The organism is Mycobacterium lehmannii, from assembly GCF_002245535.1.
In the GTDB taxonomy this organism is placed as follows: domain Bacteria; phylum Actinomycetota; class Actinomycetes; order Mycobacteriales; family Mycobacteriaceae; genus Mycobacterium; species Mycobacterium lehmannii.
The window spans coordinates 71,530-85,254 of the sequence record NZ_NKCN01000010.1; the positions used below are offsets into that span (position 1 = coordinate 71,530).

Consider the following 13,725-nt stretch of genomic DNA (forward strand, 5'->3'; position numbering starts at 1 on the left):
TTACGAATCCTCACCCACGGGTCCGGAGGCCAGACCCAACTCACGTTCGCGCAGCACGGTGTACACGCGCGCGATTTCCTGACGCACCGTACGAAGCCGGCGGTTGTTCGACAATTGGCCGGTCGCCATCTGGAAGCGCAGGTTGAACAGCTCTTCCTTGGACTCGCGCAGCCGATCCTTCAATTCGTCGTCGGTCAGCTCGCGCAGTTCGCCCGGCGTCACTCCCACTGCCATCAGAAGTGCTCCTCTCGGGTGACGATGCGTGCCTTGATCGGCAGCTTGTGGATCGCACGGGTCAGCGCCGCCCGGGCGGTCGCCTCATCGGGGTAGCTCAACTCGAAGAGCACGCGGCCCGGTTTGACGTTGGCCACCCACCACTCGGGCGAACCCTTACCGGAACCCATGCGGGTTTCGGCCGGCTTCTTGGTCAGCGGGCGGTCCGGGAAGATGTTGATCCACACCTTTCCGCCACGCTTGATGTGCCGGTTGATCGCGATACGAGCGGACTCGATCTGCCGGTTGGTGATGTACGCGTGCTCGAGCGCCTGGATACCGTAGTCACCGAAGCTCACCGTCGTGCCGCCGCTGGCGATGCCGCGCTGCCTCGGGTGGTGTTGCTTACGGTGCTTGACCTTGCGGGGAATCAACATGATTCAGCTCTCCGTATTTTCTGTCGGCGTCTCGGCCGCAGCTGCGGCCTGCGAAGCCGCGGCGTTGTCTGCGACGCTTCCGGCCGGAGCCGTGCCGCTCTCGGAGCCGCCCGAAGCGGCACGGCCGGCTTCGGTGCTCGTCGCGGTGGTGCCCGATGCGCCGCTGCGACGCGGCCGGGTGCCCGAAGGACGCTCACGACGCGGGCGATCCGCACCGGCGGGCACGGCCGCGGCCAGCTCACGCTTGCCACCGACAATGTCGCCCTTGTAGATCCACACCTTCACGCCGATACGGCCGAACGTCGTCTTGGCCTCGTACAGGCCGTAGTCGATGTCGGCGCGCAGCGTGTGCAGCGGCACGCGACCTTCGCGGTAGAACTCCGAGCGGCTCATCTCGGCGCCACCGAGGCGACCGGAGCACTGCACGCGAATTCCCTTGACGTTGGGCTGACGCATCGCGGACTGGATCGCCTTGCGCATGGCGCGGCGGAAGGCCACGCGGTTGGACAGCTGCTCGGCAACGCCTTGGGCCACCAACTGCGCCTGCGACTCGGGATTCTTCACCTCGAGGATGTTCAGCTGCACCTGCTTGCCGGTCAGCTTCTCCAGGTCGGCGCGAATGCGGTCGGCTTCGGTGCCACGGCGGCCGATCACGATGCCCGGGCGTGCGGTGTGGATGTCCACACGCACGCGGTCCCGCGTGCGCTCGATCTCCACGTCGGCGATGCCGGCGCGCTCGAGACCGGTGGCCAGCAGCCGTCGGATCGCGACGTCTTCCTTGACGTAATCCTTGTACTGCTTATCGGCGTACCACCGGGACTTCCAGTCGGTGGTGATACCGAGCCGGAAGCCGTGGGGATTGATTTTCTGGCCCACTACTCCGAGCCCTCCTTCGCATCGGACGCTTCAGCAGTCGATTTCTCAGCCTTGGTGCCGGCTTTCGCTTCGGCCTTCTTGGGCGCTGCCTTCTTGGCTGGTGCCTTCTTGGCGGGCACCTGCTCTGCGGTTTTGTTGGCGGGAGCCTTCTTGGCCGCTTCAGCGCTCTTGGCCTTACTGCCCTGAGCGCGACGCGCCCGAGCCGCGCTGGCCGACTGGCCGCCGCCACGCTGCTCCTGGCTCACTCTGCTTTCCACGATCACCGTGATGTGGCTGGTGCGCTTGCGAATCCGGAACGCACGGCCCTGCGCGCGTGGCCGGATGCGCTTGGCGGTCGGCCCCTCGTCGGCGTAGACGGTCGCGACCACGAGAGTGGACGGATCCAGGCCCTCGTTGTTCTGCGCGTTGGCCGCGGCGCTCGCGATGACCTTGGCGACCGGCTCGCTGGCCGCCTGCGGAGCCCACCGCAGGATGTCCAGCGCTTCGGACACCGACTTACCGCGCACCAGGTCGATGACGCGGCGCGCCTTCGTCGGCGATACGCGCACAAAGCGCGCCTTCGCCGTCGCGGACGGATATTCAATCGCTGTAGTCATTAGCGCCTCTTCGCCTTCCGGTCATCCTTGATGTGACCCTTGAAGGTGCGGGTGGGGGCGAACTCGCCGAGCTTGTGCCCGACCATCGCCTCGGTGACGAACACCGGGACATGCTTGCGGCCGTCATGCACCGCAAAGGTGTGCCCGATGAAGTCGGGGATGATGGTCGACCGACGCGACCAGGTCTTGATGACCTGCTTGGTGTTCTTCTCGTTCTGCGCGTCGACCTTCTTCAACAGATGGTCGTCGACGAACGGACCCTTCTTCAGGCTGCGTGGCATATTCCTTGTACCTGCCTACTCTCAGCGCTTCTTGCCGGTGCGCCGGCGACGGACGATGAGCTTGTTGCTCGCTTTGTTCGGCTTGCGGGTGCGGCCTTCGGGCTTGCCCCACGGGCTCACCGGGTGACGACCACCGGAGGTCTTACCTTCACCACCGCCGTGGGGGTGGTCGACCGGGTTCATCACGACGCCACGGACGGAGGGGCGCTTGCCCTTCCACCGCATGCGACCGGCCTTGCCCCAGTTGATGTTTGCCTGCTCGGCGTTGCCCACCTCGCCGATGGTGGCGCGGCAGCGCACGTCGACGCGGCGGATCTCACCGGAGGGCATACGCAGCGACGCGTAGGTGCCTTCCTTGCCCAGCAACTGGATGCTGGCGCCGGCCGAGCGCGCGAGCTTGGCGCCGCCGCCTGGCCGCAGTTCCACCGCATGCACCAGGGTGCCCGCGGGGATGTTGCGCAGCGGCAGGTTGTTACCCGGTTTGATGTCGGCGTTGGGCCCCGACTCGACGACGGTGCCCTGCTTGAGACCCTCGGGGGCGATGATGTAGCGCTTCTCCCCGTCGAAGTAGTGCAGCAGTGCGATGTTGGCGGTGCGGTTGGGGTCGTACTCGATGTGCGCGACCTTGGCGTTGACGCCGTCCTTGTCGTGGCGACGGAAGTCGATCACCCGGTAGGCACGCTTGTGTCCACCGCCCTTGTGCCGGGTGGTGATGCGGCCGTGCGCGTTTCGACCACCCTTGCCGTGCAGCGGCCGAACCAGCGACTTCTCCGGGTGGTCGCGAGTGATCTCAGCGAAGTCGGAGACGCTGGCACCGCGGCGACCGGGGGTCGTCGGCTTGTACTTGCGAATTGCCATGATTCTCTAGGTCTTCCTCAGTCGCCGGCTTGACGAAATCAAGCCGGTGCTCCGAACAGGTCGATGGGCTTGCTCCCCGCGGCCAGCGTGACGATGGCGCGCTTGGTGCTCTTGCGCTTCCCGTATCCGGTGCGGGTGCGCTTGCGCTTGCCCTGCCGGTTGGCGGTGTTCACCGAGTCGACCTTGACACCGAAGATCTTCTCGATCGCGATCTTGATCTGCGTCTTGTTCGAGTCTGGATGCACGATGAACGTGTAGACGTTGTCCTCGATCAACCCGTACGACTTCTCGGAGATGACCGGCGACAGGATGATGTCGCGGGGGTCAGTGACGGTCGCCATCAGGCCGACACCTCCTCTTTCGCAGTCTGGTTGGCGCTGATGTAGGCGTTGAGCGCCTCCACGCTGAAGATCACGTCGTCAGCGTTCAGCACGTCGTACGTGTTGAGCTGGTCGGGTGAGATCACGTGCACCCCCGGAAGATTGCGCACACTCTTGGCGCTGACCTCGTCGGCGCGGCCGATCACCACGAGCACCTTGTTCTTCTCGAGCTTGCGGTCGGCGACGAGCGTGGCCAGGAACGCCTTGGCGCTCTTGGTCGACGGCGTCTGGCCCGCGACGATCTCGGTGACCGCGTGGATCCGGTCATTGCGCGCCCGGTCGGACAGCGCACCGCGCAGGGCGGCCCGAATCATCTTCTTCGGGGTCCGCTCGCTGTAGTCGCGCGGCTTGGGGCCGTGCACGATGCCTCCGCCGGTGAACTGCGGCGCCCGAATCGAGCCCTGGCGCGCGCGGCCGGTGCCCTTCTGCCGGTACGGCTTCTTACCGCCGCCGCGGACTTCACCGCGCGACTTGGTGGAGTGCGTGCCCTGCCGCGCCGCGGCCAGCTGCGCGGTGACCACCTGGTGCATCAACGCGATGTTCACCTCGACGTCGAACAGCTCAGCGGGTAGCTCGACGGAGCCGTCTTTCGCTCCCGCCGGCGTGTGGACATCAACTTTGAGAGCCATTACTCGCTCCTCTTGATTGCGCTGCGGACCATCACGAGCCCGCCGTTACGGCCGGGGATTGCGCCCTTGATCAACAGCACGCCGTTCTCGGCATCGACCTTGTGCACCACCAGGTTCAGCGTCGTCACGCGGTCGTTGCCCATGCGGCCCGACATGCGCGTGCCCTTGAACACGCGGCCGGGCGTGGCGCAGCCACCGATCGAACCGGGGCGGCGGTGCACAGCCTGCGCGCCGTGACTGGCGCCCTGACCGCGGAAACCGTGCCGCTTCATCGTGCCTGCGAAACCTTTGCCCTTGCTGGTGCCGGTCACGTCGACGTAGTTGCCGTCGGCGAAGATCTCGGCGGTCAGCTCCTGGCCCACCTCGTATTCGGCGGCGGCGGACTCGTCATCGAGCCGCAGCTCGGCCAGATGCCGGCGCGGGTTGACCCCGGCGGCCGAATACTGGCCCGTGACAGGCTTATTGACCTTGCGCGGGCTGATCTCGCCGTAGGCCAACTGCACCGCGCTGTAGCCGTCGCGCTCCGGGGTACGGATACGCGTCACCACATTGGGCCCGGCCTTGACGACCGTCACCGGCACGACCCGGTTGTTCTCGTCGAACACCTGCGTCATGCCCAGTTTGGTGCCCAGAATGCCACGCCGCGGGGCGGCGGATTTATTACCGCTAGCCATGTCCTGGTATCACTTCCTACTGAGATGTCTATTGGATATTGACGTCGACGCTGGCCGGCAGATCGATGCGCATCAAGGCGTCAACGGTCTTCGGCGTCGGGTCGAGGATGTCGATCAGCCGCTTGTGAGTACGCATCTCGAAGTGCTCCCGCGAGTCCTTGTACTTGTGCGGGGAGCGGATGACGCAGTACACGTTCTTCTCGGTCGGCAGCGGCACAGGACCAACCACGCTGGCGCCGGTTCTGGTGACCGTTTCCACGATCTTGCGCGCCGAGGCGTCGATCGCCTCGTGGTCGTAGGCCTTGAGCCTGATGCGGATCTTCTGTCCCGCCACGCTTCTCCTACCTCACTCATACTGGGCCCGGAATCGGGCCGTTCTCACCGGCGCAGTCACGCTGCATGCCGCCGCTGTTCTTCTGTCTGTGGTCCACCGGCCCCCGCGGTCGGGTGTGTCGCCCGCACACGCACTCGTCCGCTCGGAAAATCTTCGCGATCGAGATTGGCACCGGATGCGCCCGGTTGGGCGCCGGTCGTATGCCCCGGCCACGCGGTCCGAACAGGCACCGTCCCGGCTCAAGGCAACCCGAACAGTATGCCCTAGAAAACGGCACGCTCCAAATCCCTGGCCACGGGATACCCGCTGGCCCTGACGCCGGGCCCGGAGGGCCACCGTACCCGTGACTGCAGCGGTGCCGTCGAGTCCGCGTCCGTCCGGGTTCAGCTTCCCAGGCCGGCCCAGAACGCGCACTGGTGTTTCTGCTCGAAATCGGTGATGACGCGGCTGCCGTCCGGTTGCAGCCACATCCGCTCACCCGCGGGCCCGCTGGTCAGCTCCGGCCAACCGGGCCCTGGTGAGCCGGTCGCGACGAACCGCGCCCAGTAGTCGACCATCTCCTCGGACAACCGCTGTTGGGCAGGGTCCAGCGGTGGTGCGCCGCCGACGTCGAACAGGTAGCGAAGCTCCAACGAATGCGCCGCCCCCACCGGGAACGGCGCCTCGAGCAACGGTTCGGGTGCCGGCGCGTCACGGTCGCCGAATTCGTAGGCGTAGACGGGCTGGTCGGCAAGGGCGTCGGCCATCCGGTCGGTCACGCACGCGTATTCGGCCGCCGTCACCGCCGCCGAATACGCCAGCGCGACGTTCCCGCCGTACCGTTCCGGCGGATACCGCGCCGCCACGGCGGGCCCGTGCGGTCCGAACGCCTCGGCCAGCAGTCCGGGGTAGGTCGCGGCGTCGAATGTCCGCCCGCGCAACGCCTGCAGCGCCGCGAACAGCGTGTGTTCGTCTTGCGTGGTGCCGATCATCACCGGCACCCGGGCGGCCTCACCGCTGGTGATTGCGGTGAACGACTTCTCGGGTAGCGCCTCGGTGCCCGCCACCGGACCACTCAGGCGTTCGGTCCCGAACCGGGCGTACGTCAGCGGGGCCGCTAGCCGATCGGCGGGCAGAGACCGTAGGCAATCCGCCGCGACGCGGGGATCGGCGCATCCGACATCGGCTGCGTATGCGGTGCTGGCCTCCTTGGCGGCCGGCAGGTCGTACTGCGCCTGACATGGCGCGCTCTGGATGATCGCCGCGCTGAACAACCCTCGGGACCCGGGCGCGACGAGGTGGTCGCACACCGCCATCCCGCCCGCCGATTCGCCGGCGATCGTGACCCTGTCCGGATCCCCGCCGAATCCGGCGATGTTGTCGCGGACCCACCGCAGCGCGGCTTGCTGGTCGGCGAGGCCGTAGTTGCCGACGTCGCCGCCGGAACCCAACGCGGGATGAGCGAGGAAGCCCAGCGCCCCGAGGCGATAGTTGAGCGTGACGACGACGACGCCGCGACCGGCCAACCGCCGCGCGGGGTAGATGTCTCCGCTGCCGTTCAGGAAGCTGCCTCCGTGGATCCACACCATCACCGGCTGCGGTTCGTCCGACGGCGGCGGCATCCAGACGTTGAGGGTCAGGCAATCCTCGCTGGGCGGGCGTCGGTCGACGTCGGAGCTGGTGTCCTGGATGCAGCGCGAACCGGGGCGAGTCGCGTCACGGAATCCCGTCCACGATTCGACCGGCGCGGGCGACTGCCAGCGCAGTACACCGAGAGGCGGTGCGGCGTAAGGGATTCCAGCGAAGTACCGGTGATCGTCGGCGACGGTCCCGCGGACCGCGCCCGCAACGGTTCGCACCACCCCGGGGTCGTCGGGCACCTCCACCGCAGCGGTCTGACCCTCGGCGCAACCGGAGACCGCGGCGGCCAACAGGACGAGCGCCGCCGCAGCGCGACCGACCCCGCGCCGGACAGGCTGGCCGCCCCTTGCACTCGCCACCTCGCGAGCGTACTGACGCGGCGCGGATCCCCCGGCCCGGACCATCGCTTAGAGTGCATACTTGACAGCTGTCAAGAATGACCCCGAGCGAGGGAACCTATGAGCACGCCGATCATCGCGGACGCCGCTAAGGTGCTGGCCGATCCGAAGGCCTACACCGACGAGGCGGGCCTGCACGCCGCATTGACCCACCTGCGCGAGAACGCCCCGGTGTCCTATGTCGACGTGCCCGACTACCGACCGTTCTGGGCCGTCACCAAGCACGCCGACATCATGACGATCGAGCGCGACAACGAACTCTGGATCAATGCGCCGCGCCCGATGCTCGTCACGGCCGCCACGGACGATCTGTCACAGGCCAACCTCGCCGCCGGCGGCGGACTGCGCACGTTGATCCACATGGACGACCCGCTGCACCGCGACATCCGCAAAATCGGCGCGGACTGGTTCCGGCCCAAGGCGATGCGCGCGCTGAAGGCCCGCGTCGACGAACTGGCCAAGATCTACGTGGACAAGATGGTCGAAAAAGGTCCCGAATGCGACTTCGTCCAAGAGGTCGCGGTGAACTTCCCGCTCTACGTGATCCTGTCGCTGCTCGGCCTGCCCGAATCCGACTTCGGGCGCATGCTCAAGCTCACCCAGGAGATGTTCGGCGGCGACGACGACGAGTTCACCCGCGGCAAGAGCGCGCAGGAATTGCACGAGGTCATCACCGACTTCTTCCGCTACTTCACCGCGCTGACCGCCGAGCGCCGGGCCAACCCCACCGACGACCTGGCATCGGCGATCGCCAACGCGAAGATCGATGGCGAGTACCTCAACGACGTCGACTGCCTGTCCTACTACGTCATCGTCGCCAGCGCAGGCCACGACACCACGAGCGCGGCGATCTCGGGCGGTCTGCTGGCGCTGATCGAGAACCAGGACCAGCTCGCTCGGTTGAAAGCCCACCCGGAGCTGATGGGCACCGCGGTCGAGGAGATGATCCGCTGGACCACTCCGGTCAAGGAATTCATGCGCACCGCCACCGCCGATACCGAGGTGCGCGGTGTGCCGATCAGGCAGGGCGAATCGGTGCTGCTGTCCTACGTTTCGGCCAACCGCGACGAGGACGTCTTCGACGAGCCGTTCCGCTTCGACGTCGGCCGTGACCCCAACAAGCACCTCTCATTCGGTTACGGCGTGCACTTCTGCCTCGGTGCCGCGCTGGCACGTATGGAAATCAACAGCTTCTTCACCGAGCTGGTGCCACGGCTGGAATCGATCGAGTTGGCCGGCGATCCGGAGTTCATCGCGACGATCTTCGTCGGCGGACTCAAACACCTGCCGATCAGATACTCGCTGCGCTGAAGTCGAACCCGTTGTGGCGATGGGAGCCACCCTCGCGGCGCTAAGTGGTGTCGGTCACATAGACTGTGCTTGACACCCGTCAAGTTCGTCATACCGGATGTGAGGGAGCCCATGAGCACGCCGACGATGGACCAGAAATCACAGGAAGCCGCGAAGGTCTTCGCCGATCCCAAGGCCTATGCCGACGACGATCGGCTGCATGCCGCCTTTGCTCATCTTCGGGCCCACAACCCGGTGCCCTATGTGGACCACCCGCCGTACCGGCCGTTCTACGCGATCACCAAGCACGCCGACATCATGGCGATCGAGCGCGACAACAACCTGTGGCTGAGCGAGCCGCGGCCACTGCTTGCGACCGCCGAAGCCGACGACCTGGCACGGGCACAGCTGGAAGCGGGCATGGGACTGCGAACGCTGATCCACATGGACGACCCGCATCATCGCGATGTCCGCAAGATCGGCGCGGATTGGTTCCGCCCCAAGGCAATGCGCGAGTTGAAGGTTCGGGTGGACGAGCTGGCCAAGCGCTACGTCGACAAGATGCGCGACATCGGGCCCGAGTGCGACTTCGTCGAGGACATCGCGGTGCACTACCCGCTCTATGTGATCCTGTCGCTGCTCGGCCTGCCAGAGGAGGACTTCCCGCGCATGCTCAAGCTGACCCAGGAGATCTTCGGCGGCGACGACGAGGAGTACCAGCGCGGCACCACCCCCGAGGAGAAGCTGCAGACGGTGATCGAGTTCTTCGCCTATTTCCACGAGCTGACCGCCTCACGCCGGGCGAACCCGACCGATGACCTCGCTTCGGCGATCGCCAACGGAACCATCAACGGTGAGCCGCTCTCCGATGTGGACACCGCGTCGTACTACGTCATCGTGGCCACCGCAGGCCACGACACCACCAAGGATGCGATCTCCGGGGGCCTCCGCGCGTTGATCGACAATCCCGACCAACTCGCACGGCTTCAGGCACAACCGGAATTGATGGGCACCGCGGTCGAGGAGATGATCCGCTGGACCACGCCGGTCAAGGAGTTCATGCGCACCGCCGCCGAAGACACCGAGGTCCGTGGTGTCCCGATCGCCAAGGGCGAATCCGTCTATCTCGCTTACGCTTCGGCCAATCGCGACGAGGAGATTTTCGACGAACCGTTCAAGTTCGACGTCGGCCGCGATCCCAACAAGCATCTCTCGTTCGGCTACGGGGTGCACTTCTGTCTCGGTGCCGCGTTGGCGCGTATGGAGATGAACAGCCTATTCACCGAACTGCTGCCGCGGCTGGACTCGATCGAGCTGGCCGGGGAACCCGAACTAGCCGCGACGGTGTTCGTCGGAGGGCTCAAACATCTTCCGATTCGGTACTCGCTGAAGTGATCTCGCTCGGCCTCTTCTCGTGGGTGGCCAGGAATCCGTCGACGGAGGCCTCCGCGCACGCGCGGTAGTCGAAGTCGGCCACCGTCGACAGCCTCCCGAGAATCAGCGGGCCGATGAGAAGTGCGATCGTCTGGATCCGGTCCACCTCGTCGAGTTCTTCGGCCGCCTGGGCGCCGTCGAGGATCGCGTCGAAGGGTGCCGAATACAGCGCGATGATGCGTGACCTCAGGGTGCCCACAGCATCCGAATCCGACTGCTGCACTTCGGAGTATGTCCCCACGTCCGGACCGGACGCCATCCATGTCATGGCGGTGATCATCGCGGGCACCTCGGCGATCGACTCCGCCCACCCGACGACGACCGCGATCAGCCGGTCGCGCAGGCTGCCTTCGGCGGGCGGCATCGGCGCCGGATTGAGCAGGCTCATGAACGCCGCCGCCATCAAGTCGTTGGCGCTCGGGAAGTGACGGTACAGCGTGGCCCGCGCGACGTTGGCGGTTCTTGTGACCGCGTCGATCGTGACCGCGCTCGGACCGCCCGCCCGCAGCAGCGTCGTCGCCGCGTCGAGCAGGCGGGCGCGCGACCGGGCCGGCCTCGGGTCGGTGCTCGCCCCGCTCATCGTTTAACCCACCTCCTCGCCGGGAACAAGACTATCGGTCTCCTAACAAGACTGTTAGTCTCGAAAATCTCCTTCGGAAGAGAGCGACGTATGGTCGACACCCTCAGCCGGTCTGACCAGGATATCGGCGCGAGCGTCGCAGACCTGTCCTCCCGTTCGCGCGTCTGGCTACTCACCGTCGCCTGCATGGGCGTCGCGCTGGTGATCAGCTCGATGGTCGCCCTCAACGCCGCCCTGCCCGACATCGCGGTGGAAACCACGGCCACCCAGTCGCAGCTAACGTGGGTGGTCGACGGTTACACCCTGGTGCTGGCGTGTCTGTTGCTGCCGGCCGGCGCGATCGGCGACCGGTACGGCCGCCGCGGTGCTCTGCTCGCGGGTCTCGGTATCTTCACGCTAGCCTCGGGCGTGCCGCTGATCGTCGACGGTCCGCTGGCGCTGATCATCGCCCGGGCCGTGGCCGGCGTCGGCGCGGCGTTCGTCATGCCCGCCACCCTGTCGCTGTTGACGGCCGCATACCCGAAAGCGGAGCGCAACAAGGCCGTCGGCATCTGGGCGGGCGTCGCGGGCTCGAGTGCGGTGGTCGGCTTCTTGGGATCCGGTGTGCTACTTCACTTCTGGTCGTGGCAGTCGATCTTCTGGGCATTCGTCGTCTCGGGTCTCGGACTGTTCGTGCTCACCTGCACGGTGGCCTCGTCTCGCGATCAGGAAGCGACGCCATTGGATTGGCCCGGCGCGGTGCTGGTGGGCGGGGCCGTGGCGGTGTTCGTCTACGGCGTCCTTGAGGCGCCGATCCGCGGCTGGACCCATCCGGTGGTGTACGGATGCATGGCTGTCGGGGTGGCGTTGGCGGCCGCTTTCGCGGTATGGGAGCTGCGCAGCGCGCATCCGCTGCTCGACATCCGCCTGTTCGCCAAGCCGGATTTCACCACCGGCGCCGTCGGGGTGACGTTCTTCTTCCTCGCCAACTTCGGATTCTTCTTCGTCTCAATGCAATACATGCAGTTGCTGCTGGGTTACTCCCCGTTGCAGACCGCGTTGGCGTTGGCTCCCCTGATGGCTCCGGTTCTGCTGCTCAGCATCACCACACCGTGGTATCTGCCGCGACTGGGTCTGCGCCTCGTGGTGTCGACGGGTCTGGCATTGATCGCGGCGGGGCTGTTCTACGCGAGGACACTCGAGGTCGACTCGCCGTACTTGGACTTGGCGCTCCCGCTGCTCATCATGTCCACCGGTATCGGATTGTGCACGGCACCAACAACTTCGGCGATCATGGGTGCGGTGCCCAACGAGAAGCAAGGTGTCGCGTCGGCGGTCAACGACACCACCCGCGAGGTCGGCGCGGCTCTGGGTATCGCGGTGGCGGGCTCGGTGCTCGCCGCGCAGTACAGCGACCGGCTCGCGCCGCATCTGAAGGCACTACCCGAGGCGCTCCGCACGCCCGCATCGAACTCGTTGGCTGAGGCGCTCGAAGTGGCCGCGCGGCTGGGTCCGCAGGGCGACCGGCTCTCTGAGCTCGCGCAGTTGGCCTTCCTGGAAGCCATGCACATCTCGCTGATCGCCCTCGGTGTCCTCTGCGCCGTTGCCGCGGCGTTCATCGCGCTGTGGGCACCCGGCCGAGACGGAAGGCAATTTCGCTTCATTGAGAGGATCGTCTCGCGGTCACACGATGAACTCGGCCGCTCGGTGCCCGACCATGACGATCGTGGCGTGCGGGCCACGGCTGGGGATCACCGGTAGCACGGACCCGTCGACCACCCAGAGCCCCTCGACCCCGCGCACCCTGCACCTCGGGTCCACCACCGCGACGTCGTCGTCATCGTCGCCCATCGGTGCGGTCCCCGAGAGATGCTGCGACGTCGACCATGATGCCTGCCCAACCTCGGCTGCCCCGACGAGATCGCGGGACAACGCGATTCCGGCGCGCAGCTTCTCGACGTCGTCGGGCTCGCTGTCGTAGCGGTGCTCGATGACCGGAGGCACATCGGGGTCGTCGCTGACAACCGTGACGACGCCTCGCGACTTCGGCCGCATCAATGTCACACCGATATGGGGATGGTCGCCGGGGTCGTCGCGCCGCCCGCTCACCATAGCTCCGAAACCGGCTGTGTACGGCCTGATTTCGAGCCAGTCGTCGGTGGTGAGCACGGCCTCGAGAGGTGGGAGTCCGTGTGTTTCCGTCCAGTTCACCGGCAGCACCCACTCGGGGTGGTCCGACATCACCGCTCCCACCGGCAGATTCGCCGCCACTGGTATTCCCACCCGCTCGAGGGTTTCGGGGGGGCCGACGCCCGAGAGCATCAGAAGCTGCGCCGACCCGATTGCTCCGGTGCACAGCACTATCCGGTCCGCCTCGAGATAAGTGGCACCGTCCTGGCTTGCACACTCCACGCCGACCGCGTGCCCGGCGGTGATGCGGATGCGGTGCACGCGGGTATTGGTGAGCAAGGTGAGGTTCGCACGGTCCAAAGCCGGTTGCAGGAAGGCCCCGCCGGGACCCATGCGGGCACCCTGGTGGATGTTCAGCGGCACCGCGCCCACTCCGGCGCCCACCGGTGCGTCGTCCGTCGAACCGTTCAGATCGGTTATCCAAGGATGCCCGGCTTCGGTGGCCGCCGTCACGAACGACGCTGTGCAACCATCGAATTCGGAGACACGCTGTATCCGTATCGGCCCTTCCGAGCCGTGTATGGCGTTGTCGAAGTCGAGGTCGGTTTCGATGGCCCGGAAGTGCGGGAGCACATCCGGCCATGCCCAGCCGGGCAGGCGCCAGTCGTCGAAATCCGACGGGAGCCCACGGCAGAAGTAGCCGCCGTTGACGGCGCCCGATCCTCCGACCACCTCGCCACGCATGAGCATCGCATGACGCAGCGGATCGACGGTCAAGGTGGTCGGGTACCGCCGCACCACTGAACTCGCGGTGCCGATGGGCAGCCGTAGCCCGTCGTTGATCTGCGCCGAGACCCGGGGGTCGGACGGCCCGGGACCCGATTCGACGACGGTGACGGTGCATGCCGGGTCGGCGGAGAGCCGCTCGGCCAGAACGGATCCGGCGCTGCCGGCACCGACGATCAGGACGTCACTGCGGAGGGGAGGTATTGGAGCACTGCGCACGCGGCAGGGTC

The 13,725-nt window shown here is 66.6% G+C and carries 16 protein-coding genes; 3 read left to right on the top strand and 13 right to left on the bottom strand.

Going from position 1 to position 13,725, the window contains the following annotated elements; translation table 11 throughout:
• The 11 genes from rpmC to CEX87_RS13245 all read right to left on the bottom strand — a co-directional run bounded on the left by rpmC (nt 1) and on the right by CEX87_RS13245 (nt 7,302).
• Nucleotides 1–234 carry a 50S ribosomal protein L29 gene (gene rpmC, locus CEX87_RS13195; RefSeq protein WP_059101354.1) on the bottom strand — a complete coding sequence of 78 codons (234 nt, stop codon included), beginning with the start codon at nt 232–234 and terminating at the stop codon, nt 1–3.
• A complete protein-coding gene (gene rplP / locus CEX87_RS13200; RefSeq protein WP_059101353.1) occupies nt 234–650 on the bottom strand; it encodes a 50S ribosomal protein L16 in 417 nt (138 codons plus the stop codon). Before rplP ends, rpmC begins: the two co-directional genes overlap by 1 nt.
• 3 nt (nt 651–653) lie before the next feature.
• The gene (rpsC, locus tag CEX87_RS13205) at nt 654–1,526 is read right to left on the bottom strand and encodes a 30S ribosomal protein S3 (protein WP_064400115.1); all 873 of its coding nucleotides are present in this window, start codon (nt 1,524–1,526) and stop codon (nt 654–656) included.
• Nucleotides 1,526–2,122, bottom strand: coding sequence for a 50S ribosomal protein L22 (gene rplV, locus CEX87_RS13210; protein WP_094287648.1), 597 nt, complete (start codon nt 2,120–2,122; stop codon nt 1,526–1,528). Before rplV ends, rpsC begins: the two co-directional genes overlap by 1 nt.
• Nucleotides 2,122–2,403 (bottom strand): 30S ribosomal protein S19, encoded by a 282-nt coding sequence (gene rpsS, locus CEX87_RS13215; protein ID WP_007167837.1) that lies wholly within the window; start codon nt 2,401–2,403, stop codon nt 2,122–2,124. Before rpsS ends, rplV begins: the two co-directional genes overlap by 1 nt.
• Nucleotides 2,404–2,424: 21 nt before the next feature.
• Nucleotides 2,425–3,261 (bottom strand): 50S ribosomal protein L2, encoded by an 837-nt coding sequence (gene rplB / locus CEX87_RS13220; protein ID WP_064400117.1) that lies wholly within the window; start codon nt 3,259–3,261, stop codon nt 2,425–2,427.
• A 38-nt stretch (nt 3,262–3,299) separates the two neighbouring features.
• Nucleotides 3,300–3,602, bottom strand: coding sequence for a 50S ribosomal protein L23 (gene rplW, locus CEX87_RS13225; protein WP_064400118.1), 303 nt, complete (start codon nt 3,600–3,602; stop codon nt 3,300–3,302).
• A complete protein-coding gene (rplD, locus tag CEX87_RS13230) occupies nt 3,602–4,270 on the bottom strand; it encodes a 50S ribosomal protein L4 (protein ID WP_064400119.1) in 669 nt (222 codons plus the stop codon). The genes rplW and rplD overlap by 1 nt, the downstream gene beginning before the upstream one ends.
• Nucleotides 4,270–4,944 (bottom strand): 50S ribosomal protein L3, encoded by a 675-nt coding sequence (gene rplC, locus CEX87_RS13235; RefSeq protein ID WP_064400120.1) that lies wholly within the window; start codon nt 4,942–4,944, stop codon nt 4,270–4,272. The genes rplD and rplC overlap by 1 nt, the downstream gene beginning before the upstream one ends.
• A 28-nt stretch (nt 4,945–4,972) precedes the next feature.
• On the bottom strand, nt 4,973–5,278 hold the full coding sequence (gene rpsJ, locus CEX87_RS13240) for a 30S ribosomal protein S10 (protein ID WP_003883485.1): 306 nt from the start codon (nt 5,276–5,278) through the stop codon (nt 4,973–4,975).
• Between the two features lie 383 nt (nt 5,279–5,661).
• The gene (locus CEX87_RS13245) at nt 5,662–7,302 is read right to left on the bottom strand and encodes a carboxylesterase/lipase family protein (RefSeq protein WP_094287650.1); all 1,641 of its coding nucleotides are present in this window, start codon (nt 7,300–7,302) and stop codon (nt 5,662–5,664) included.
• A gap of 54 nt (nt 7,303–7,356) precedes the next feature.
• On the opposite strand from CEX87_RS13245, the gene CEX87_RS13250 reads away from it, so the two are divergent.
• Nucleotides 7,357–8,607 (top strand): cytochrome P450, encoded by a 1,251-nt coding sequence (locus CEX87_RS13250; protein WP_064400121.1) that lies wholly within the window; start codon nt 7,357–7,359, stop codon nt 8,605–8,607.
• 111 nt (nt 8,608–8,718) lie between these two features.
• Nucleotides 8,719–9,981, top strand: a complete 1,263-nt coding sequence (locus CEX87_RS13255) for a cytochrome P450 (protein ID WP_064419514.1) — start codon at nt 8,719–8,721, stop codon at nt 9,979–9,981.
• On the opposite strand, the gene CEX87_RS13260 is transcribed toward CEX87_RS13255, so the two are convergent.
• Entirely contained in the window at nt 9,947–10,600 is a 654-nt protein-coding gene (locus CEX87_RS13260) for a TetR/AcrR family transcriptional regulator (RefSeq protein WP_094287652.1), read from the bottom strand. The two genes, CEX87_RS13255 and CEX87_RS13260, sit on opposite strands and share 35 nt — an antisense overlap.
• A gap of 90 nt (nt 10,601–10,690) precedes the next feature.
• Between CEX87_RS13260 and CEX87_RS13265 the strand changes: the two genes are divergently transcribed.
• Complete coding sequence (locus CEX87_RS13265; protein ID WP_094287653.1) at nt 10,691–12,340, top strand: MFS transporter; 1,650 nt, start codon at nt 10,691–10,693, stop codon at nt 12,338–12,340.
• Here CEX87_RS13265 and mftG read toward each other — a convergent pair.
• Complete coding sequence (mftG, locus tag CEX87_RS13270) at nt 12,263–13,714, bottom strand: mycofactocin dehydrogenase MftG (RefSeq protein ID WP_233151381.1); 1,452 nt, start codon at nt 13,712–13,714, stop codon at nt 12,263–12,265. The two genes, CEX87_RS13265 and mftG, sit on opposite strands and share 78 nt — an antisense overlap.
• Nucleotides 13,715–13,725 lie beyond the last annotated feature (11 nt).

Excerpts from the sequence above, each read along its gene's own strand:
- CEX87_RS13245 (WP_094287650.1), bottom strand. The coding sequence starts at position 7,302 with ATGGTCCGGGCCGGGGGATCCGCGCCGCGTCAGTACGCTCGCGAGGTG.
- rplC (WP_064400120.1), bottom strand. The coding sequence starts at position 4,944 with ATGGCTAGCGGTAATAAATCCGCCGCCCCGCGGCGTGGCATTCTGGGC.
- rpsS (WP_007167837.1), bottom strand. The coding sequence starts at position 2,403 with ATGCCACGCAGCCTGAAGAAGGGTCCGTTCGTCGACGACCATCTGTTG.
- CEX87_RS13255 (WP_064419514.1), top strand. The coding sequence starts at position 8,719 with ATGAGCACGCCGACGATGGACCAGAAATCACAGGAAGCCGCGAAGGTC.
- rpmC (WP_059101354.1), bottom strand. The coding sequence starts at position 234 with ATGGCAGTGGGAGTGACGCCGGGCGAACTGCGCGAGCTGACCGACGAC.
- rplP (WP_059101353.1), bottom strand. The coding sequence starts at position 650 with ATGTTGATTCCCCGCAAGGTCAAGCACCGTAAGCAACACCACCCGAGG.
- rplW (WP_064400118.1), bottom strand. The coding sequence starts at position 3,602 with ATGGCGACCGTCACTGACCCCCGCGACATCATCCTGTCGCCGGTCATC.
- CEX87_RS13265 (WP_094287653.1), top strand. The coding sequence starts at position 10,691 with ATGGTCGACACCCTCAGCCGGTCTGACCAGGATATCGGCGCGAGCGTC.
- rplB (WP_064400117.1), bottom strand. The coding sequence starts at position 3,261 with ATGGCAATTCGCAAGTACAAGCCGACGACCCCCGGTCGCCGCGGTGCC.
- CEX87_RS13250 (WP_064400121.1), top strand. The coding sequence starts at position 7,357 with ATGAGCACGCCGATCATCGCGGACGCCGCTAAGGTGCTGGCCGATCCG.
- rplV (WP_094287648.1), bottom strand. The coding sequence starts at position 2,122 with ATGACTACAGCGATTGAATATCCGTCCGCGACGGCGAAGGCGCGCTTT.
- rplD (WP_064400119.1), bottom strand. The coding sequence starts at position 4,270 with ATGGCTCTCAAAGTTGATGTCCACACGCCGGCGGGAGCGAAAGACGGC.
- CEX87_RS13260 (WP_094287652.1), bottom strand. The coding sequence starts at position 10,600 with ATGAGCGGGGCGAGCACCGACCCGAGGCCGGCCCGGTCGCGCGCCCGC.